We start from the raw sequence: 22,183 nt of genomic DNA on the forward strand, positions 1-22,183 counted from the left end.
AAATGGCTCAAGTCTTTAATTTCAGTTCAGGTCCGGCAATGTTACCGGCAGACGTGCTTAAACAGGCTCAACAGGAACTTTGTGACTGGAACGGTCTCGGTACGTCGGTGATGGAAATCAGCCACCGTGGTAAAGAGTTTATTCAGGTGGCGGAAGAGGCAGAAAAGGATTTTCGCGATCTGCTGAATATTCCCTCGAACTACAAAGTATTGTTCTGTCACGGCGGTGGACGCGGCCAGTTTGCAGGCGTTCCGCTGAATATTCTCGGTGACAAAACGACGGCTGACTACGTTGACGCGGGTTACTGGGCAGCAAGCGCCGTTAAAGAAGCGCATAAATACTGCACGCCGAATGTTATCGACGCCAAAGTAACCGTTGACGGTCTGCGCGCCGTGAAGCCAATGAGCGAGTGGCAGCTTTCCGATAACGCAGCGTATCTGCACTACTGCCCGAACGAAACCATTGACGGGATTGCCATCGACGAGACGCCAAACTTCGGTAGCGATGTCGTGGTTGCCGCCGACTTCTCCTCCACCATTCTGTCTGCGCCAATTGATGTCAGCCGCTACGGCGTTATCTATGCGGGCGCGCAGAAAAATATCGGTCCGGCCGGTTTGACTATCGTCGTTGTGCGTGAAGACCTGCTGGGTAAAGCACATAAATCCTGCCCGTCGATTCTCGATTACACCGTGCTGAACGATAACGACTCTATGTTCAACACCCCACCAACGTTTGCCTGGTATCTCTCCGGCCTGGTCTTCAAATGGCTGAAGCAAAACGGCGGCGTGGCGCAGATGGACAAGGTCAATCAGCAGAAAGCTGAACTGCTGTATGGCGTGATCGACAAGAGCGATTTCTACCGCAACGATGTGGCAAACGCTAACCGTTCCCGCATGAACGTGCCGTTCCAGCTGGCGGACAGCAGCCTGGACAAAGTGTTCCTGGAAGAGTCCTTCGCGGCAGGTCTGCATGCGCTCAAAGGTCACCGTGTCGTTGGCGGCATGCGTGCCTCCATCTATAACGCGATGCCGCTGGAAGGCGTTAAGGCCCTGACGGATTTCATGATCGACTTCGAACGTCGTCACGGTTAATTTGCTGTTTTTCACCCCCGCAGCGTCCCTGCGGGGTTTTTATTATGTTGAGTTGAGAGTTTAGTTTTCATGGAATCCCTGACGTTACAACCTATCGCGCGGGTAGATGGCACCATCAATCTGCCTGGTTCAAAAAGTGTCTCGAACCGCGCTCTGCTGCTGGCAGCTCTGGCAAACGGCACCACCGTCCTCACAAACCTGCTGGACAGCGATGACGTGCGTCATATGCTCAATGCGCTGAAAGTGTTGGGCGTTCATTACACTCTCTCCGACGATCGTACCCGCTGCGAAGTGACCGGCAACGGCGGCGCGCTGCGCTCGGGCGAAGAGCTTGAGCTGTTTCTGGGCAACGCCGGTACCGCGATGCGCCCGCTGGCGGCGGCCCTGTGCCTGGGTAGCAACAACATCGTGCTGACCGGCGAACCTCGCATGAAAGAGCGTCCGATTGGCCATCTGGTGGATGCCCTGCGTCAGGGCGGCGCGCAGGTTGAGTATCTGGAGCAGGAAAACTATCCGCCACTGCGTCTGCGCGGCGGTTTTACCGGCGGTCACGTCGAGGTGGACGGCAGCGTCTCCAGCCAGTTCCTGACGGCACTGCTGATGACCGCGCCGCTGGCACCGCAGGATACGGTTATTAGCATCAAGGGCGACCTGGTTTCTAAACCGTACATTGATATCACGCTGCACCTGATGAAAACCTTCGGCGTTGAGGTGGAAAATCAGTCTTATCAGCGCTTCGTGGTGCGCGGGGCGCAGCAGTACCAGTCTCCGGGCAACTACCTGGTTGAAGGGGATGCGTCATCCGCGTCCTACTTCCTGGCCGCGGGTGCGATTAAAGGCGGCACGGTAAAAGTGACCGGTATTGGCCGTAACAGCGTGCAGGGCGACATCCGTTTTGCGGACGTGCTGGAAAAAATGGGCGCGATTGTCACCTGGGGCGATGACTTCATCTCCTGTACCCACGGCGAGCTGAACGCCATCGACATGGACATGAACCATATCCCGGATGCGGCGATGACCATTGCCACGGCGGCGCTGTTTGCCAAAGGCACTACCACGCTGCGTAACATCTACAACTGGCGCGTAAAAGAGACGGACCGCCTGTTCGCGATGGCGACCGAGCTGCGAAAAGTCGGTGCCGAGGTGGAAGAGGGCGAAGACTACATTCGCGTGACCCCTCCGGCAAAACTGCAGTTTGCGGAAATCGGCACCTACAACGATCACCGCATGGCGATGTGCTTCTCGCTGGTGGCGCTGTCAGACACGCCTGTCACCATTCTTGACCCGAAATGTACGGCGAAAACGTTCCCGGACTACTTCGAACAGCTGGCACGCATTAGCACGCTGGCCTGATAACGTATTGCCGCATCGCCCGATGCGGCATTTGCTTACGCTTCATTACGAACACCTCCGCTCATTTCTTCTACACTCTGCTTCAATCATTCCGTAATTTGCACGCAAAGGTAACAGTTGCGCACGTTGGCGCGTATAATGCGCGGCGTTCATGTAAACGGTATGCCTTATTTAAGGAGAAAAAGATGACGGCAGTTGCCCCGGTAATCACCATTGATGGGCCGAGTGGCGCAGGGAAAGGTACTCTGTGCAAAGCGATGGCGGAAGCATTGCAATGGCATCTTTTAGATTCGGGAGCAATCTATCGCGTGCTGGCGCTGGCCGCGCTGCATCACCATGTGGATGTCGCGTCTGAAGAGGCGCTGGTTCCGCTGGCCGCGCATCTGGATGTGCGTTTCGTATCGACCGATGGCAACCTGGAAGTCATCCTTGAAGGGGAAGACGTGAGCGGCGAAATCCGTACGCAGGAAGTAGCTAATGCGGCCTCTCAGGTCGCGGCGTTCCCGCGCGTTCGCGAGGCGCTGCTGCGTCGTCAGCGCGCGTTCCGTGAAGCCCCGGGGCTGATCGCTGACGGACGCGATATGGGAACGGTGGTATTCCCTGATGCGCCAGTGAAAATTTTCCTTGACGCCTCTTCGGAAGAACGTGCTCAACGCCGCATGCTTCAGTTGCAGGAAAAGGGGTTTAGTGTTAACTTTGATCGCCTTTTATCCGAGATAAAAGAGCGCGATGACCGCGATCGTAACCGCGCCGTCGCCCCACTTGTTCCTGCAGAAGATGCATTAGTTCTGGATTCAACCAGTTTAACTATTGAGCAAGTGATTGAAAAAGCGCTACAATATGCGCGCCAAAAACTGGCACTCGCGTAATCGCGACCAATTTAGCAGTACCCCCGCTGCAATGGATTGACGGCGGGTATGTGAAACAACCCCATCCGGCACGGAGCCAGGTGGACGTTAATATTAACCTGAAGATTAAACATGACTGAATCTTTTGCTCAACTGTTTGAAGAATCCTTAAAAGAAATCGAAACCCGCCCGGGTTCCATCGTTCGCGGTGTTGTTGTTGCTATCGACAAAGACGTAGTACTGGTTGACGCCGGTCTGAAATCTGAGTCCGCCATTCCGGCAGAGCAGTTCAAAAACGCCCAGGGCGAGCTGGAAATCCAGGTAGGTGACGAAGTTGACGTTGCTCTGGACGCAGTAGAAGACGGCTTCGGTGAAACCCTGCTTTCTCGTGAGAAAGCTAAACGTCACGAAGCATGGATCACGCTGGAAAAAGCTTACGAAGAAGCTGAAACTGTGGTCGGTGTTATCAACGGCAAAGTTAAAGGTGGCTTCACTGTTGAGCTGAATGGTATTCGTGCGTTCCTGCCAGGTTCTCTGGTAGACGTTCGTCCAGTTCGTGACACTCTGCACCTGGAAGGCAAAGAGCTTGAGTTCAAAGTAATCAAGCTGGACCAGAAGCGTAACAACGTTGTTGTATCCCGTCGTGCCGTTATCGAATCCGAAAACAGCGCAGAACGCGATCAGCTGCTGGAAAACCTGCAGGAAGGCATGGAAGTCAAAGGTATCGTTAAGAACCTCACTGACTACGGCGCATTCGTTGACCTGGGCGGCGTTGATGGCCTGCTGCACATCACCGACATGGCGTGGAAACGCGTTAAGCACCCAAGCGAAATCGTGAACGTGGGCGACGAAATCACTGTTAAAGTGCTGAAGTTCGACCGCGAGCGTACTCGTGTATCCCTCGGCCTGAAACAGCTGGGCGAAGATCCATGGGTAGCTATCGCTAAGCGTTACCCAGAAGGTACTAAACTGACTGGTCGCGTAACCAACCTGACTGACTACGGCTGCTTCGTTGAAATCGAAGAAGGCGTTGAAGGTCTGGTGCACGTTTCCGAAATGGACTGGACCAACAAAAACATCCACCCATCCAAAGTTGTTAACGTTGGTGATGTAGTGGAAGTGATGGTTCTGGATATCGACGAAGAACGTCGTCGTATCTCCCTGGGCCTGAAACAGTGCAAAAACAACCCATGGCAGCAGTTCGCGGAAACCCACAACAAGGGTGACCGTGTTGAAGGTAAAATCAAGTCTATCACTGACTTCGGTATCTTCATCGGCCTGGACGGCGGCATCGATGGCCTGGTTCACCTGTCTGACATCTCCTGGAACGTTGCAGGCGAAGAAGCAGTTCGTGAATACAAAAAAGGCGACGAAATCGCTGCAGTTGTTCTGCAGGTTGACGCAGAGCGTGAGCGTATCTCCCTGGGCGTTAAACAGCTCGCAGAAGATCCGTTCAACAACTGGGTTGCACTGAACAAGAAAGGCGCAATCGTAAACGGTAAAGTGACTGCAGTTGACGCTAAAGGCGCAACCGTAGAACTGGCTGACGGCGTTGAAGGTTACCTGCGCGCTTCTGAAGCTTCACGTGACCGCGTTGAAGATGCCACTCTGGTTCTGAACGTAGGCGACGACGTTGAAGCTAAGTTCACCGGTGTTGACCGTAAGAACCGTGCAATCAGCCTGTCTGTTCGTGCTAAAGACGAAGCTGATGAGAAAGATGCAATCGCAACTGTTAACAAACAGGAAGATGCAAACTTCTCTAACAACGCAATGGCTGAAGCTTTCAAAGCAGCTAAAGGCGAGTAATATCAGGTTCTCAGCATCATTTGCGCTGTAACGCATTTACAGCGTGAAGGATGAGGAGCAAACTTGACAGATTGCAGGATTCGTCCTGTAATCAATAACAAAGGGCGGCTACGGCCGCCCTTGTTTAATGAGCTGTTCAGCTAATTGGTTTGAAAGGAACCGGAGGAATCATGACCAAGTCAGAATTGATTGAAAGACTTGCCAGTCAGCAACCGCATATCCCTGCCAAGGCAGTGGAAGATGCCGTAAAAGAGATGCTGGAGCATATGGCCTCCACTCTTGCCCAGGGCGAGCGCATTGAAATCCGCGGTTTCGGTAGTTTTTCTCTGCACTATCGTGCTCCACGTACCGGGCGTAACCCGAAAACTGGCGATAAAGTCGAGCTGGAAGGTAAATACGTTCCACACTTTAAGCCGGGTAAAGAACTGCGCGATCGCGCCAATATTTACGGCAACTGAGTTTAGCCAGTCGGTTAAACTGGGTTAGAAAGAAAGCACCTGCGGGTGCTTTTTTTGTCTCTGTCGCTTTCATTCTGAAGATACCCCGCATTTTCCGTTTCGTTTTCTGCAAACCGATAAAAACAGCACAGCGCGCGCTGTAAAACGCATTCTTACCATCTGACAATTCCTTCTACCTGATTACATACTGTCCCTCTCAAACAGGGAGGTAGCAATGGGAATTCCCGCGCTTAGTATCTGCGTCATTCTGGCGATAGCCCCGTTACTCTGGTTACCTGAACTGCCATCACGTCATACCGTGTGGATAATGGTTGTTGGCGGGATCGTGCTGGCCGCACGGCGAAACGTACGACTGAAGTATGCGGGGATCACGCTGTTATGCTGCGTGTGGGGTATTCTGGCTGCGAAGGAGAGCGTCTGGCCGATGCAGCTCAGGCTCAGGCCTGCCCACGGCGAGCTGAACGACGGCGGTTATGATTCTCAGCGCAGCGCTTTTGCCCGCCACCAAACGCTGAGCGGGCGTTTCACCCGTGCGGAACTCGTTGATGGACGCTGCAGCCTGCGAGCGCAATATCTCATGTCACTGCAAAACCGCCTTTCTGCTTACCGATGGGGGGCGGTTATCCTCGGACTGGGAATGGGTGAACGTCTGGATATGCCCCGGGAAATACAAGACCTGATGCGCGAAACCGGGACGCTGCATCTGATGGCGATTTCGGGACTGCATATCGCGCTGGCGGCATCCCTCGCCTGGTTACTCGCACGTGGGCTACAGTTTTTATTACCCAGCCACTGGATCCACTGGCAAATGCCTCTTCTGGCCGGGTTATGCTTTGCCGTTTTCTACGCCTGGCTTACCGGTCTTCAACCGCCTGCGCTACGAACGGTCATCGCGCTTGCTGTGCTTGCAATGTTGCGGATCGCTGCCCGACAATGGTCTCCCTGGCAGGTGTGGGTCTGCTGTATCGCGGCGATCCTGATAAGCGATCCCTTAGCCATACTCTCGCAGAGTCTGGCCCTGTCCGCATTTGCCGTCGCCGCGCTGATTTTCTGGTTTCAGTGGCTGCCTCTTCCTGGCTGGCGCAGGGCACGACATCTACGGCCGCTGCTGAACCTGATCTATCTGCAGGTGGGTATGTTGATGCTGCTGATGCCGCTACAGGTCCTGATTTTCCATGGCTTCAGCATCTCCTCCCTGGTCGCGAATCTCTTTGCCGTTCCCCTGGTGACGTTTGTCTCCGTGCCGCTGATCCTGCTCGGTATGCTGCTTCATCTCCTACCGCTGGCGGCACTGGAAAGCGTCGTATGGTTCGCAGCCGATAAGTCACTTGCGGGGCTGTTCTGGCTCCTCATGCGCCTGCCTGACGGCTGGCAAAATGTCGACCAACGCTGGCAGTACATGACATTACTGCCCTGGCTTATCATCATCGGCTGGCGCTTTCGTGCCTGGAAAACCCTTCCTGCCGTTTGTCTTGCAGGAACTGCCTTGCTGACATTTCCTCTCTGGCGAACGGAAAAAAGCGAGAGCTGGACGCTGCATATGCTGGATGTGGGGCAGGGGCTGGCGATGGTCATTGAACGGCAGGGAAAAGCCATTCTCTATGATACCGGGCTCGCCTGGCCGGGCGGGGATAGCGCGCAGCGGTTAATTATCCCGTGGCTTCGCTGGCATCACCTGCGGCCTGAAGGCGTTATTCTCAGTCATGAGCACCTCGACCATGCGGGAGGCCTCGCATCGTTGCAAAAAGCGTGGCCTGACGCGTGGGTAAGAAGCCCATTGCGCCAGGCGGGACATCGCCCCTGTTTTCGCGGGCAGAGATGGAAATGGCAGGGACTCTCCTTCACCGTCCACTGGCCCCCCGAAAATTACCCGGCTCAGGGAAATAACCATTCCTGCGTGGTCAAGGTGGACGACGGTGAGCAGAGCGTTCTGCTAACGGGGGACATTGAAGCGCAGGCGGAACAGGCTATGCTTAGCCATTACTGGCGTTATCTGACGTCCACGCTTATACAGGTGCCCCATCATGGCAGCAATACTTCGTCGTCATTGCCGCTGGTACAGCGGGTGGAAGGTCAGATCGCCCTGGATTCAGCGGCCCGCTATAACGCATGGCGATTCCCGTCGGCAAAAGTTGTTCGACGCTACCGAAAAGAGGGGTATATCTGGCACGATACCCCTCATTCTGGACAAATATCGGTGACATTCTCGCAACATCACTGGCAAATCCGGCGCTTGCGAGAGCAATTTTTACCCGTTTGGTATCATCAGTGGTTTGGCGAGCCCGTCGATAACGGGTAGAATATGCGGCTATTTCAACGAATGCTGGTTTTTTGAATGCATAACGACAAAGATCTCTCCACGTGGCAAACCTTCCGCCGACTCTGGCCGATGATTGCGCCCTTTAAAACAGGCCTGATCGTGGCGGGAGTAGCGTTAATCCTCAACGCAGCCAGCGATACTTTTATGCTATCGCTTCTCAAACCGTTACTGGACGACGGTTTTGGTAAAACGGATCGCTCAGTGTTGCTATGGATGCCTCTGGTGGTTATCGGACTGATGATCTTACGCGGCATCACCAGCTATATCTCCAGCTACTGTATTTCCTGGGTATCAGGGAAAGTGGTGATGACCATGCGCCGTCGCCTGTTCAGCCACATGATGGGCATGCCGGTTTCGTTCTTTGACAAGCAGTCTACCGGGACGCTGCTGTCCCGTATCACCTACGACTCAGAGCAGGTAGCCTCCTCGTCCTCAAGCGCGCTGATTACCGTTGTCCGTGAGGGTGCGTCAATCATCGGCCTGTTCGCGATGATGTTCTATTACAGCTGGCAGCTGTCGATCATCCTTATCGTTCTGGCGCCGATAGTTTCTATTGCTATCCGCGTCGTCTCAAAGCGCTTCCGCAATATCAGTAAGAATATGCAGAACACGATGGGGCAGGTGACGACCAGCGCGGAACAGATGCTGAAAGGGCATAAAGAAGTTCTGATTTTTGGCGGTCAGGACGTCGAAACCAAACGCTTTGATAAAGTCAGCAACAAAATGCGTCTGCAGGGGATGAAAATGGTCTCGGCCTCTTCCATCTCTGACCCGATTATTCAGCTGATTGCCTCCCTGGCGCTGGCATTCGTCCTCTATGCGGCAAGCTTCCCAAGCGTGATGGAGACGCTGACGGCGGGTACCATCACCGTGGTCTTCTCCTCTATGATCGCCCTGATGCGTCCGCTGAAATCCCTGACGAACGTGAACGCCCAGTTCCAGCGCGGGATGGCCGCCTGTCAGACGCTGTTCAGCATTCTGGATTCCGAACAGGAAAAAGACGAAGGGACACGCGAGATTGAGCGCGCCCGTGGCGATGTTGAATTCCGCAATGTCACTTTCGCCTATCCTGGACGTGAAACGCCGGCGCTGCGTAATATCAACCTGTCCATTCCGGCGGGTAAAACCGTGGCGCTGGTGGGCCGTTCCGGCTCGGGTAAATCGACGATTGCCAGCCTGATCACCCGTTTCTACGATATTAACGAAGGTGAGATCCTCCTGGACGGCCATGACCTGCGGGAGTATACCCTGCAGTCGCTGCGTAACCAGGTGGCGCTGGTTTCCCAGAACGTGCACCTGTTCAACGATACTGTGGCAAACAACATTGCGTATGCGCGCACGGATGAATACAGCCGTGAGCAGATTGAGAATGCCGCGCGTATGGCCTACGCAATGGACTTTATCAACAAGATGGATAACGGTCTGGATACGATAATCGGTGAGAACGGTGTACTGCTCTCCGGCGGTCAGCGTCAGCGTATCGCCATTGCGCGTGCGCTGCTGCGCGATAGCCCGATTCTGATCCTGGACGAAGCGACCTCCGCGCTGGATACGGAATCTGAACGCGCTATTCAGTCTGCCCTGGATGAGCTGCAAAAAAACCGTACCTCGCTGGTGATTGCGCACCGTCTGTCGACTATCGAGCAGGCTGACGAAATCGTCGTGGTTGAGGACGGTATCATTGTTGAACGCGGAAGCCATGCTGATTTGCTGGAACACCGCGGCGTTTACGCCCAGCTTCATAAGATGCAGTTTGGCGAATGATTGCACGCATCTGGTCCGGTGAATCCCCGCTGTGGCTGCTGCTTTTGCCGCTCTCCTGGCTATACGGCCTGGTGAGCGGCATTATCCGTCTGCTTTACCGTCTGGGGCTGAAACGTGCCTGGCGCGCGCCGGTTCCGGTGGTGGTGGTCGGGAATCTTACGGCGGGCGGCAACGGTAAAACGCCGGTGGTGATCTGGCTGGTGGAGCAATTGCAAAAACGCGGTATCCGCCCGGGGGTGGTATCGCGCGGATATGGTGGTAAAGCGGCGCGTTATCCGCTGCTGCTGACGGCGGAAACCACGACTGCCGAAGCGGGTGATGAGCCGGTATTGATTTTCCAGCGCACCGGCGCGCCGGTTGCGGTCTCCCCGGTGCGCAGCGACGCCGTTCAGGCACTGCTTGCCGAACACGCGGTACAAATCATTATCACTGACGATGGCCTGCAGCATTACGCCCTTGCGCGTGATAAAGAAATTGTGGTCATCGACGGGGTTCGCCGCTTCGGGAACGGCTGGTGGCTGCCGGCCGGCCCTATGCGCGAACGCGCTTCGCGTCTTAAGTCCGTTGATGCGGTGATTGTGAACGGCGGTGAGGCAAAAGCGGGTGAAATCCCGATGTACCTGCAGCCAGGCCTGGCGGTCAACCTGGTGACGGGTGAGCGCCGGTCGGTTGCTGAGCTGACTTCACCGGTGGCGATGGCGGGGATTGGCCATCCGCCGCGCTTCTTCGCGACGCTGGAACACTGTGGTGCCCGGCTTGAAAAACGCGTTCCGCTGGCCGACCATCAGGCGCTGGTGGAAGGGCAGGTAGACGCCCTGACCGTACCCGGGCAGTCGCTGATCATGACCGAAAAAGATGCGGTAAAATGCCGTGCCTTTGCGAAAGATAACTGGTGGTATCTGCCGGTTGACGCTGAACTCAGCGGCGAGCAGCCGGAACGTTTGCTCAAGGAACTGATTGCGTTGGTGCAGTAAAGGCTTACGCGGTTCTGGTGGCGCTTTGACTGACAGGAAAACGCATGTCTTTACCGCAACTCTCGCTTTCAGCCGCACGTCATTTACACCTTGCCGCGCAGGGGCTGCTTAAAAAGCCCCGCCGCCGCGCGCAGCCTGCCGATATTCTCTCTACCGTCCAGCGCATGTCGCTGCTTCAAATTGACACCATTAACATTGTGGCCCGTAGCCCTTACCTGGTGCTGTTTAGCCGACTGGGAAATTATCCTTCGCAGTGGCTGGATGAGGCACTCAGCAAGGGGGAGTTGATGGAGTACTGGGCGCACGAAGCCTGCTTCCTGCCCCGCAGCGATTTTGCCCTGGTTCGCCACCGTATGCTTGCTCCAGAAAAGATGGGCTGGAAATACCGTCAGGCGTGGATGCTGGAACATGCAGCCGAAATTGAGCAGCTTATCGCGCATATTCAGGAAAACGGTCCCGTACGCTCCGCCGATTTTGAACACCCGCGCAAAGGCACCAGCGGCTGGTGGGAGTGGAAGCCGCATAAACGTCATCTCGAAGGGCTGTTTACCTCTGGCAAAGTCATGGTGATTGAGCGGCGTAATTTTCAGCGCGTCTACGACCTGACGCATCGCGTGATGCCGCACTGGGACGACGAGCGTGACCTGCTTACCCAGGAGGCGGCCGAGGCTATCATGCTCGAAAACAGCGCCCGCAGCCTGGGAATTTTCCGCCCGCAATGGCTGGCTGATTATTATCGCCTTCGCCAGCCCGCGCTGAAACCGCTGCTGGATATCTGGCAACGCGAACAGCGCATCATCCCCGTCACGGTGGAAACGCTGGGCGAAATGTGGCTGCATGCGGATCTCCTCCCGCTACTGCCTCTGGCCCAGGAGGGGAAACTTCAGGCAACCCACAGTGCAGTGTTGTCGCCTTTCGACCCGATCGTCTGGGACAGAAAACGCGCCGAGCAGCTGTTCGATTTTAGCTACCGGCTGGAATGTTATACCCCAGCGCCAAAGCGCCAGTATGGTTACTTTGTTCTCCCGCTGCTGCATAAGGGGCAACTGGTCGGGCGTATGGACGCCAAAATGCACCGCAAGACCGGCACGCTTGAAATTATTGCGCTTTATCTGGAAGAGGGCGTCAGGGTGACGGCGAGCCTGGAAAAAGGGTTAACGTTCGCCATTAGCGAATTCGCGCGCTGGCAGGGTGCCCGCGACGTGACGCTGGGCCGGGTGCCCGACGGACTGTTTACATCCTGTCGAAGTGGCTGGGAAACAGGCACTCCCTGAAAAGGGAATGTGTTAAGCTTTAGCGATTACCCATACGGAGGAACTATGGATCACCGTTTACTTGAAATTATTGCCTGCCCGGTATGCAACGGCAAACTCTACTACAGCCAGGACAAACAGGAGCTGATCTGCAAGCTGGACAGCCTGGCTTTCCCGCTGCGTGACGGCATTCCGGTACTGCTGGAAAATGAAGCTCGTTCCCTGGTGGCAGAAGAGAGCAAACCATGAGTTTTGTTGTCATTATTCCTGCGCGTTATGCCTCAACGCGTCTGCCGGGTAAACCGCTGGTGGATATCAACGGCAAGCCGATGATTGTGCATGTCCTTGAGCGTGCGCGTGAATCCGGTGCCGATCGCGTGATTGTTGCTACCGATCATCCTGACGTCGCCCGTGCGGTTGAGGCGGCAGGCGGTGAGGTATGCATGACCCGCGCCGATCACCAGTCCGGCACCGAGCGTCTGGCGGAAGTGGTTGAAAAATGTGGCTTCGGTGATGATACGGTCATCGTGAACGTGCAGGGTGACGAGCCGATGATCCCGGCGGTGATTATCCGTCAGGTGGCAGAAAACCTGGCTCAGCGTCAGGTCGGTATGGCGACGCTCGCGGTGCCCATTCACCACGCTGAAGAGGCATTCAATCCCAATGCGGTGAAGGTGGTCATGGATGCCGAAGGCTATGCGCTCTATTTCTCCCGCGCCACGATCCCGTGGGATCGCGATCGCTTTGCGCTCTCTAAAGAGACCATCGGTGATACTTTCCTGCGTCATATCGGGATCTACGGCTATCGGGCCGGTTTTATTCGTCGATATGTTACCTGGGCGCCGAGTCCGCTGGAGCAGATCGAAATGCTGGAGCAGCTTCGCGTGCTCTGGTACGGCGAAAAAATTCACGTTGCCGTTGCCAGCGAAGTGCCTGGAACGGGCGTTGATACGCCGGAAGATCTTGAGCGCGTTCGCGCCGAGTTGCGCTAATCCCGCCTGCATCCCTCCTGTCGGAGGGATGTTCTCTCCCTCGCTAATTCCCCTTTCTTTTTCCTAATTGTTCTCTTCCGGGTGACATCTCCCTTCAGGACGCTCATTATAAAAGCAGTAGTCTTAATGGGGGTAATCTCATATGGAACAGCTGCGTGCCGAACTTAGCCATCTGCTGGGTGAGAAATTAAGCCGGGTCGAATGCGTGAGTGAAAAGGCCGATACCGCGCTTTGGTCGTTGTATGACAGTCAGGGCAACCCAATGCCGCTGATGGCCAGAAGTTTCACCTCGCCGGGCGTTGCCAGGCAGCTGGCATGGAAAATGTCGATGCTGGCGCGGGAGGGAACCGTCCGTATGCCGACGGTGTACGGCGTGATGACCCACGAGGAACACCCCGGCCCGGACGTGCTGCTGATTGAGCGTTTACGCGGCGTGCCCGTTGAAGCGCCCGCGCGCACACCGGAACGCTGGGAGCAGTTAAAAGACCAGATTGTCGAGGCGCTGCTGGCCTGGCACCGTCAGGATAGCCGCGGGCTTGTTGGTCCGGTCGACAGCACTCAGGAAAACCTGTGGCCGCTGTGGTATCGCCAGCGGGTGGAAGTGCTGTGGGGAACGCTTAACCAGTTCAACAATACCGGTTTAACCATGCAGGACAAACGTATTCTGTTTCGCACCCGCGAGTGCTTACCGGCGCTATTCGACGGTTTTAATGACAACTGCGTGCTGATTCACGGTAATTTCACCCTGCGCAGCATGCTCAAGGACTCCCGCAGCGATCAGCTTCTGGCGATGCTTGGGCCGGGGATCATGCTCTGGGCTCCGCGCGAATACGAGCTGTTCAGGCTCAGCGACAGCGGGGCGGCGGAAGGTCTACTGTGGCACTACCTTCAACGCGCACCCGTTGCAGAAGCGTTTCTCTGGCGGCGCTGGCTTTACCTGCTCTGGGACGAAGTCGCGCAGTTGGTTAACACCGGACGTTTTAATCGCGCAAATTTCGATCTGGCAACAAAATCACTCCTGCCCTGGCTCGCCTGACGATCCTTTCAGCCACTGCCAGAGGCGCCCGAGCGTCTCATAACCGACGCGATCGCTATGCATCAGCCAGGCCGGGGATGGGATCGCCCGTTCCCACGGGTTAAGCGGCGCGTCGATGGCCATCTGGTTTGCCGGTGCGGGCAGCGGGTGCAGGCCTTGCTTCTGGAAGAAAATCATCGCGCGGGGCAGGTGTGAGGCGGAGGTCACCAGTAAGAACGGGACATCGCCAATTGCCTGCTTCACTGCGGCAGCCTCTTCTTCGGTGTCTTTTGGGCTGTCCAGGGTGATAATCGAGGAACGCGGCACGCCGAGTGATTCTGCGACCCTGGCACCCGCTTCAGCCGTACTTACCGGGTTCGTTTTGGCCGCCGCGCCGGTGAAGATCATTTTTGAACCCGGGTTCGCCAGCCAGAGGCGAATGCCTTCGTTTAGCCGTGGCAGGCTGTTGTTGATCAGGTTTGAACTGGGGGCCCAGTCAGGATCCCAGGTATATCCGCCGCCCAGCACCACGATGTACGCCACTTTCTGATTTCCCTGCCATGTTGGGTACGTGTTTTCGATGGGGCGTAACAGACCATCCGCGACCGGCTGCAGGCTCAACAGCAGCAGGACAAACCAGCCGAGCGTGATAAGCGTTTTACCACTCTTCTGAAAGCGACTGAACCACACTAGCGCCAGCCCCAGCGCGATGATGATGAGCAGCAGCGGAAGGGGAAGCATCATCCCTCCAATGTATTTCTTAAGGGTAAAAAGCATCCTTTTTGGTTCCTTTTTTGACCATATAGCAGGGGATTACCCGTGATATTACACCAGAGAGGTTCATTCTCCGCGCGGGTGTGACAAAATAGCGGTTTTGCAGTTAGCGAGTGGAACTCTCCCAATGCGGGATCGCAATTTTGATGACATCGCGGAAAAGTTTTCGCGCAACATTTATGGCACCACGAAAGGGCAGCTCCGTCAGACGATCCTCTGGCAGGATCTGGACACCATTCTGGCCACCTTTGGTGGGCAAACGTTGCGCGTGCTGGATGCTGGTGGCGGTGAAGGACAGACGGCGATAAAAATGGCCGAGCGCGGTCATCACGTCACGCTTTGCGATCTTTCTGCTGAAATGGTCGCCCGCGCGACGCGTGCTGCAGAAGAGAAAGGTGTGAGCGACAACATGCATTTTATACAATGCGCCGCTCAGGACATCGCACAGCATTTGGAAACACAGGTTGATCTGATATTGTTTCATGCGGTGCTGGAGTGGGTTGCCGATCCGCAAAGCGTGTTACAAACCCTGTGGTCGATGTTGCGCCCGGGCGGCACGCTGTCGCTGATGTTCTACAATGCTAACGGCTTCCTGATGCACAACATGGTTGCAGGAAACTTCGACTATGTGCAGGTCGGGATGCCCAAAAAGAAAAAGCGCACGCTTTCCCCGGACTATCCGCGCGATCCACAGCAGGTTTATGGCTGGCTGGAAGCGATTGGCTGGCAGATCGTCGGGAAGACGGGCGTCAGGGTGTTTCATGATTATCTGCGTGAAAAACACAAACAGCGTGACTGTTTTGACACCTTAACAGAATTAGAAACGCGGTATTGCCGTCAGGAGCCTTTTATCAGCCTTGGCCGCTATATTCACGTCACCGCGCACAAGCCGCAGATGCAAGGATAACCTATGAGTGAATTTTCCCAGACAGTCCCCGAACTGGTTGCCTGGGCCAGGAAAAACGATTTCTCCATCTCGCTGCCGGTAGACAGACTCTCTTTCCTGCTGGCGGTTGCCACGCTGAACGGCGAACGGCTGGACGGTGAAATGAGCGAGGGTGAACTGGTGGATGCGTTCCGCCATGTCAGTGATGCGTTTGAGCAAACCAGCGAAACCATTAGCGTGCGTGCCAACAACGCAATCAACGATATGGTGCGTCAACGTCTGCTGAACCGCTTTACCAGCGAGCAGGCGGAAGGAAACGCCATCTATCGCCTGACGCCGCTGGGCATCGGCATCACCGATTACTACATCCGCCAGCGTGAATTTTCCACGCTGCGTCTTTCCATGCAGCTCTCGATCGTGGCGGGTGAGCTTAAGCGCGCCGCCGACGCGGCGGATGAAAACGGTGACGAATTCCACTGGCACCGTAACGTCTACGCGCCGCTGAAATATTCGGTGGCCGAGATTTTCGACAGTATCGATCTCACCCAGCGCCTGATGGACGAACAGCAGCAGCAGGTGAAAGACGATATCGCCCAGCTCCTGAATAAAGACTGGCGAGCGGCCATCTCCAGCTGTGAACTTCTGCTGTCAGAAACCTCCGGCACTCTGCGTGAGCTCCAGGATACGCTGGAAGCCGCAGGGGACAAGCTGCAGGCGAATCTGCTGCGTATCCAGGATGCGACGCTGGCGCACGACGATCTGCATTTTGTCGACCGCCTGGTGTTCGATCTGCAGAGCAAACTTGACCGCATAATCAGCTGGGGCCAGCAGTCGATCGACCTGTGGATCGGCTACGACCGACACGTGCATAAATTTATCCGTACCGCGATTGATATGGATAAAAACCGCGTCTTTGCTCAGCGTCTGCGTCAGTCGGTGCAGACCTATTTCGATGCGCCGTGGGCGCTGACCTACGCCAATGCCGATCGTCTGCTGGATATGCGCGACGAAGAGATGGCGCTGCGGGATGAAGAGGTGACCGGTGAACTGCCGCCGGATCTGGAATACGAAGAATTTAACGAAATTCGCGAGCAGCTTGCGGCGATGATCGAAGAACAGCTCGCTGTCTACAAAACCAGACAAGTGCCGCTGGATCTTGGGCTCGTGGTGCGCGACTATCTGGCGCAATATCCACGCGCGCGCCACTTCGACATTGCCCGCATTGTGGTAGACCAGGCGGTGCGCCTGGGCGTCGCGCAAGCAGATTTCACCGGCCTGCCGCCGAAGTGGCAGCCAATCAACGATTACGGAGCCAAGGTACAGGCGCATGTCATTGACAAATATTGAACAAGTGATGCCAGTTAAGCTGGCACAGGCGCTGGCGAATCCGTTATTTCCGGCGCTGGACAGCCAGCTGCGTGCCGGTCGTCACATTGGATTAGACGAGCTGGATAATCACGCCTTTTTGATGGACTTCCAGGAGTACCTGGAAGAGTTTTACGCACGCTATAACGTGGAACTTATCCGCGCGCCGGAAGGGTTTTTCTACCTGCGTCCGCGCTCCACGACGCTGATCCCGCGTTCCGTGCTCTCCGAGCTGGATATGATGGTTGGCAAAATTCTTTGCTACCTCTACCTCAGCCCGGAACGTCTGGCGAATGAAGGGATCTTCACCCAGCAGGAACTTTACGACGAGCTGTTGACGCTGGCAGATGAAAGCAAGCTGCTGAAGCTGGTGAACAACCGCTCCACGGGGTCGGATCTTGACCGTCAGAAATTACAGGAAAAAGTTCGCTCTTCCCTGAACCGTCTGCGCCGTCTGGGGATGGTCTGGTTTATGGGCCACGACAGCAGCAAATTCCGCATTACGGAATCTGTCTTCCGCTTCGGCGCCGACGTGCGCGCGGGCGATGACGCGCGTGAAGCGCAGCTCCGCATGATCCGCGACGGTGAAGCGATGCCGGTGGAAAACCATTTGCAGCTCAATGACGAGCATGAAGAGAATCTGCCGGATAGCGGGGAGGAAGAGTAATGATTGAACGCGGTAAATTTCGCTCACTGACGCTGATTAACTGGAACGGCTTCTTTGCCCGAACGTTCGATCTGGATGAGCTGGTCACGACGCTCTCCGGCGGTAACGGTGCGGGTAAATCCACCACCATGGCGGCCTTTGTCACGGCGCTGATCCCCGATCTGACGCTGCTTCACTTCCGTAACACCACCGAAGCGGGTGCCACAAGCGGCTCCCGTGATAAAGGCTTGCACGGTAAGCTGAAGGCCGGCGTCTGTTATTCGGTTCTCGACGTCATCAACTCCCGTCATCAGCGTGTAGTCGTGGGCGTGCGCCTGCAGCAGGTCGCCGGTCGCGACCGTAAAGTGGATATCAAGCCGTTTGCGATCCAGGGGCTGCCGACCTCCGTGCAGCCGACGGCGCTGCTGACGGAAACCCTGAACGAACGCCAGGCGCGCGTGCTGACGCTGCAGGAGCTGAAGGACAAGCTTGAAGCTATCGAAGGCGTACAGTTCAAGCAGTTCAACTCAATTACCGACTACCACTCGCTGATGTTCGATCTGGGCGTGGTGGCGCGTCGTCTGCGCACCGCATCAGACCGTAGCAAATACTACCGCCTGATCGAAGCGTCTCTGTACGGCGGTATCTCCAGCGCGATTACCCGCTCCCTGCGCGACTACCTGCTGCCGGAAAACAGCGGCGTGCGTAAGGCCTTCCAGGATATGGAAGCGGCGCTGCGCGAAAACCGCATGACGCTGGAAGCGATTCGCGTGACCCAGTCTGACCGCGACCTGTTTAAACACCTGATCAGCGAAGCCACCAACTACGTGGCGGCGGACTACATGCGCCACGCCAACGAGCGCCGGGTGCATGTCGATCAGGCATTAGAATACCGCCGCGAGCTGTTTACCTCCCGTAAACAGCTGGTGGCCGAGCAGTACAAGCACGTTGAAATGGCGCGAGAGCTGGGCGAGCACAACGGTGCTGAAGGCGACCTGGAAGCCGATTACCAGGCCGCCAGCGATCACCTGAACCTGGTGCAGACCGCGCTGCGTCAGCAGGAAAAAATCGAGCGCTATGAAGCGGACCTCGATGAGCTGCAGATTCGTCTCGAAGAGCAGAATGAAGTGGTGGCTGAAGCCGCCGACATGCAGGAAGAGAACGAAGCCCGTGCCGAAGCGGCCGAGCTGGAAGTGGATGAGCTGAAAAGCCAGCTTGCCGATTACCAGCAGGCGCTGGACGTGCAGCAAACGCGAGCGATTCAGTACACCCAGGCACTGCAGGCATTACAGCGTGCGAAAGAGCTGTGCCATCTGCCTGACCTTACGCCGGACAGCGCCGACGAATGGCTGGATACCTTCCAGGCCAAAGAGCAGGAAGCCACCGAGAAACTGCTCTCCCTTGAACAGAAAATGAGCGTCGCGCAAACGGCGCACAGCCAGTTTGAGCAGGCTTATCAGCTGGTAGTCGCGATTAACGGCCCGCTGGCGCGAAGCGAAGCCTGGGACGTTGCCCGTGAACTGCTGCGCGACGGTGTGAACCAGCGCCATCTGGCCGAGCAGGTTCAGCCGCTGCGTATGCGTCTGAACGAGCTGGAGCAGCGCCTGCGCGAGCAGCAGGAAGCCGAGCGTCTGCTGGCGGAATTCTGCAAGCGTCAGGGGAAAAATTACGATTTCGACGAGCTTGAGGCCCTGCATCAGGAGCTGGAAGCGCGTATTGCGGCCCTGTCCGATACCGTATCAAACGCCAGCGAACAGCGTATGACCCTGCGTCAGGAGCTGGAGCAGATTCAGTCCCGTTCGAAGACGCTCCTGGAGCGTGCGCCGGTCTGGCTGGCGGCTCAAAGCAGCCTGAACCAGCTCAGCGAGCAGTGCGGCGAGCAGTTCGAATCCAGTCAGGAAGTGACCGAATACCTGCAGCAGCTGCTGGAGCGCGAACGTGAAGCCATCGTTGAGCGTGATGAAGTGGGCGCCCGCAAGCGCGACGTCGATGAAGAAATTGAGCGCTTAAGCCAGCCGGGCGGGTCAGAAGATCCGCGCCTGAATGCGCTAGCGGAGCGTTTTGGCGGCGTGCTGCTGTCCGAGATTTATGACGACGTTGGCCTGGACGATGCTCCGTACTTCTCCGCGCTGTACGGTCCATCCCGCAACGCGATTGTGGTCCCGGATCTGTCGCTGATTTCTGAGCAGCTTGCCGGCCTGGAGGATTGCCCGGAAGATCTCTACCTGATCGAAGGGGATCCGCAGTCGTTCGATGACAGCGTATTCAGCGTCGACGAGCTGGAAAAAGCGGTGGTGGTGAAAATTGCCGACCGCCAGTGGCGTTATTCCCGCTTCCCTGAGCTGCCGCTGTTTGGCCGCGCCGCGCGCGAAAGCCGCATCGAGAGCCTGCACGCCGAGCGTGAAACGCTGTCTGAACGTTTTGCGACCCTGTCGTTTGACGTGCAGAAAACCCAGCGTCTGCATCAGTCGTTCAGCCGCTTTATCGGCAGCCATCTCGCCGTAGCGTTTGACGCGGATCCGGAAGCCGAAATCCGCAAGCTCAATACCCGCCGTGGCGAGCTGGAACGTGCGATTGCCAGTCATGAAAGCGATAACCAGCAGAGTCGCGTTCAGTTTGAACAGGCGAAAGAGGGCGTCGCTGCCCTTAACCGCATTCTGCCGCGCCTGAATCTGCTGGCGGATGACACGCTGGCTGACCGTGTGGATGAGATCCAGGAGCGTCTGGATGAAGCGCAGGAAGCCGCGCGTTTCGTTCAGCAGCACGGCAATCAGCTGGCGAAGCTGGAGCCCGTCGTGTCTGTCCTGCAGAGCGACCCGGAACAGTTCGAGCAGTTAAAAGAAGATTATGCCTGGTCGCAGCAGGTGCAGCGCGAAGCGCGTCAGCAGGCGTTTGCCCTGACGGAAGTGGTGCAGCGTCGGGCCCACTTTGGCTACTCCGATTCGGCTGAAATGCTGAGCGGTAACAGCGATCTGAACGAAAAACTGCGTCAGCGCCTTGAGCAGGCGGAGGCGGAACGTACTCGCGCCCGCGAAGCAATGCGCAGCCATTCCGCTCAGCTGAACCAGTACAACCAGGTGCTGGCCTCGCTGAAAAGCTCCTTCGACACCAAGAAAGAGCTGTTAAACGACCTGCAGAAAGAGCTTCAGGACATCGGCGTTCGTGCCGACAGCGGGGCAGAAGAGCGCGCGCGTATTCGTCGTGACGAGCTGCATTCGCAGCTCAGCAATAACCGCGCGCGTCGTAATCAGCTGGAAAAAGCGCTGACCTTCTGCGAAGCCGAAATGGATAACCTGACCCGTCGCCTGCGCAAGCTGGAACGCGACTATCACGAAATGCGCGAGCAGGTCGTGACCGCCAAGGCGGGCTGGTGCGCGGTGATGCGCATGGTGAAAGACAATAACGTTGAGCGTCCTCTGCACCGCCGCGAGCTGGCGTATCTCTCTGCCGATGAGCTGCGCTCCATGTCGGATAAGGCGCTGGGTGCGCTGCGTCTGGCGGTGGCGGATAACGAACACCTGCGCGACGTGCTGCGCATGTCGGAGGATCCGAAACGTCCGGAACGTAAAATCCAGTTCTTCGTGGCGGTTTACCAGCACCTGCGCGAGCGTATTCGTCAGGACATCATCCGTACCGACGATCCGGTCGAAGCCATCGAACAGATGGAAATCGAGCTGGGCCGTCTGACGGAAGAACTGACCTCCCGCGAGCAGAAGCTGGCGATCAGCTCCCGCAGCGTGGCGAACATTATTCGTAAAACCATTCAGCGCGAGCAGAACCGTATCCGCCAGCTGAACCAGGGTCTGCAGAGCGTGTCGTTTGGCCAGGTGAACAGCGTGCGCCTCAACGTCAACGTGCGTGAGGCCCACGCGACGCTGCTGGAAGTGCTCTCAGAGCAGCACGAGCAGCATCAGGATCTGTTCAACAGCAACCGTCTGACCTTCTCCGAAGCGCTGGCGAAGCTGTATCAGCGCCTGAACCCGCAGATTGATATGGGCCAGCGTACGCCACAAACCATCGGTGAAGAGCTGCTGGACTACCGTAACTACCTGGAAATGGAAGTTGAGGTAAACCGTGGCTCAGACGGCTGGCTGCGTGCGGAATCCGGGGCGCTCTCTACCGGTGAAGCGATCGGTACCGGCATGTCAATTCTCGTGATGGTCGTACAGAGCTGGGAAGATGAAGCGCGCCGCCTGCGCGGCAAAGATATCTCGCCATGCCGACTGCTGTTCCTGGATGAGGCGGCGCGACTTGATGCCCGCTCGATTGCCACGCTGTTCGAGCTTTGTGAACGTCTCGATATGCAGCTCATTATCGCGGCGCCGGAGAACATCAGCCCCGAGAAGGGCACCACCTACAAACTGGTGCGTAAGGTGTTCCAGAACAGCGAGCACGTTCACGTTGTGGGGCTGCGTGGCTTTGCGCCGCAGCCGCCGGAGTCGTTGACGGAAACAACGGCGGACGCTTCCTGAAGCGTCTTCTGACCCGAAGCGGCGCACTGGCGCCGCTTTTTTTTTAAACTTAACTTGTGCTTGGGGCTGCGTTATCTTTAAACTTCTTTACATAAGGTAAGGCAACAGCTTAGCCGTCTACCTATAATGAAAGAAAGCCCCAGCGTGATGGGCATGTCGTGAAAAC

17 protein-coding genes are annotated in these 22,183 nt (G+C 56.5%); 16 read left to right on the plus strand and 1 reads right to left on the minus strand.

What is annotated here, in order from left to right; translation table 11 throughout:
• Nucleotides 1–2 precede the first annotated feature (2 nt).
• The 12 genes from serC (at nucleotide 3) to NI40_RS07170 (ending at nucleotide 13,895) form a co-directional block, all read left to right on the plus strand.
• Nucleotides 3–1,091: a 3-phosphoserine/phosphohydroxythreonine transaminase gene (gene serC / locus NI40_RS07115; protein ID WP_039261569.1), complete on the plus strand. Its 1,089-nt coding sequence runs from the start codon at nucleotides 3–5 to the stop codon at nucleotides 1,089–1,091.
• A 69-nt stretch (nucleotides 1,092–1,160) separates the two neighbouring features.
• A complete protein-coding gene (gene aroA / locus NI40_RS07120) occupies nucleotides 1,161–2,444 on the plus strand; it encodes a 3-phosphoshikimate 1-carboxyvinyltransferase (protein WP_039261572.1) in 1,284 nt (427 codons plus the stop codon).
• A 185-nt stretch (nucleotides 2,445–2,629) separates the two neighbouring features.
• Nucleotides 2,630–3,313 (plus strand): (d)CMP kinase, encoded by a 684-nt coding sequence (gene cmk, locus NI40_RS07125; RefSeq protein ID WP_013097305.1) that lies wholly within the window; start codon nucleotides 2,630–2,632, stop codon nucleotides 3,311–3,313.
• Nucleotides 3,314–3,424: 111 nt separating this feature from the next.
• Nucleotides 3,425–5,098, plus strand: a complete 1,674-nt coding sequence (gene rpsA, locus NI40_RS07130) for a 30S ribosomal protein S1 (RefSeq protein ID WP_008499966.1) — start codon at nucleotides 3,425–3,427, stop codon at nucleotides 5,096–5,098.
• A 170-nt stretch (nucleotides 5,099–5,268) separates the two neighbouring features.
• The gene (gene ihfB / locus NI40_RS07135; RefSeq protein WP_008499965.1) at nucleotides 5,269–5,556 is read left to right on the plus strand and encodes an integration host factor subunit beta; all 288 of its coding nucleotides are present in this window, start codon (nucleotides 5,269–5,271) and stop codon (nucleotides 5,554–5,556) included.
• A gap of 214 nt (nucleotides 5,557–5,770) precedes the next feature.
• Nucleotides 5,771–7,855, plus strand: coding sequence for a ComEC family protein (locus tag NI40_RS07140; protein ID WP_039261576.1), 2,085 nt, complete (start codon nucleotides 5,771–5,773; stop codon nucleotides 7,853–7,855).
• A gap of 36 nt (nucleotides 7,856–7,891) precedes the next feature.
• Nucleotides 7,892–9,640 carry a lipid A ABC transporter ATP-binding protein/permease MsbA gene (msbA, locus tag NI40_RS07145; RefSeq protein WP_033145094.1) on the plus strand — a complete coding sequence of 583 codons (1,749 nt, stop codon included), beginning with the start codon at nucleotides 7,892–7,894 and terminating at the stop codon, nucleotides 9,638–9,640.
• A complete protein-coding gene (gene lpxK / locus NI40_RS07150; protein WP_039261577.1) occupies nucleotides 9,637–10,614 on the plus strand; it encodes a tetraacyldisaccharide 4'-kinase in 978 nt (325 codons plus the stop codon). Before msbA ends, lpxK begins: the two co-directional genes overlap by 4 nt.
• Nucleotides 10,615–10,658: 44 nt before the next feature.
• The gene (locus tag NI40_RS07155; RefSeq protein WP_039261580.1) at nucleotides 10,659–11,888 is read left to right on the plus strand and encodes a winged helix-turn-helix domain-containing protein; all 1,230 of its coding nucleotides are present in this window, start codon (nucleotides 10,659–10,661) and stop codon (nucleotides 11,886–11,888) included.
• Between the two features lie 45 nt (nucleotides 11,889–11,933).
• Nucleotides 11,934–12,116, plus strand: a complete 183-nt coding sequence (gene ycaR / locus NI40_RS07160) for a protein YcaR (protein WP_006174474.1) — start codon at nucleotides 11,934–11,936, stop codon at nucleotides 12,114–12,116.
• Nucleotides 12,113–12,859 (plus strand): 3-deoxy-manno-octulosonate cytidylyltransferase, encoded by a 747-nt coding sequence (gene kdsB, locus NI40_RS07165; RefSeq protein ID WP_039261582.1) that lies wholly within the window; start codon nucleotides 12,113–12,115, stop codon nucleotides 12,857–12,859. The genes ycaR and kdsB overlap by 4 nt, the downstream gene beginning before the upstream one ends.
• A 142-nt stretch (nucleotides 12,860–13,001) precedes the next feature.
• Nucleotides 13,002–13,895, plus strand: coding sequence for a YcbJ family phosphotransferase (locus NI40_RS07170; protein WP_023311002.1), 894 nt, complete (start codon nucleotides 13,002–13,004; stop codon nucleotides 13,893–13,895).
• On the opposite strand, the gene elyC is transcribed toward NI40_RS07170, so the two are convergent.
• Nucleotides 13,872–14,651 (minus strand): envelope biogenesis factor ElyC, encoded by a 780-nt coding sequence (gene elyC / locus NI40_RS07175; protein WP_039261584.1) that lies wholly within the window; start codon nucleotides 14,649–14,651, stop codon nucleotides 13,872–13,874. The genes NI40_RS07170 and elyC overlap by 24 nt on opposite strands.
• A 124-nt stretch (nucleotides 14,652–14,775) precedes the next feature.
• Between elyC and cmoM the strand changes: the two genes are divergently transcribed.
• Genes cmoM through mukB form a run of 4 tightly spaced genes read left to right on the plus strand, consistent with a single transcriptional unit; the run spans nucleotide 14,776 to nucleotide 22,017 of the window.
• Nucleotides 14,776–15,555, plus strand: coding sequence for a tRNA uridine 5-oxyacetic acid(34) methyltransferase CmoM (cmoM, locus tag NI40_RS07180; protein WP_023311004.1), 780 nt, complete (start codon nucleotides 14,776–14,778; stop codon nucleotides 15,553–15,555).
• A 3-nt stretch (nucleotides 15,556–15,558) separates the two neighbouring features.
• Complete coding sequence (gene mukF / locus NI40_RS07185; protein WP_033145101.1) at nucleotides 15,559–16,881, plus strand: chromosome partition protein MukF; 1,323 nt, start codon at nucleotides 15,559–15,561, stop codon at nucleotides 16,879–16,881.
• Entirely contained in the window at nucleotides 16,862–17,566 is a 705-nt protein-coding gene (mukE, locus tag NI40_RS07190; RefSeq protein WP_008499954.1) for a chromosome partition protein MukE, read from the plus strand. The genes mukF and mukE overlap by 20 nt, the downstream gene beginning before the upstream one ends.
• Nucleotides 17,566–22,017 carry a chromosome partition protein MukB gene (gene mukB, locus NI40_RS07195; protein WP_039261587.1) on the plus strand — a complete coding sequence of 1,484 codons (4,452 nt, stop codon included), beginning with the start codon at nucleotides 17,566–17,568 and terminating at the stop codon, nucleotides 22,015–22,017. Before mukE ends, mukB begins: the two co-directional genes overlap by 1 nt.
• Nucleotides 22,018–22,183 lie beyond the last annotated feature (166 nt).

This window comes from Enterobacter sp. E20 (genome assembly GCF_000801755.2).
In the GTDB taxonomy this organism is placed as follows: Bacteria; Pseudomonadota; Gammaproteobacteria; order Enterobacterales; family Enterobacteriaceae; genus Enterobacter; species Enterobacter asburiae_B.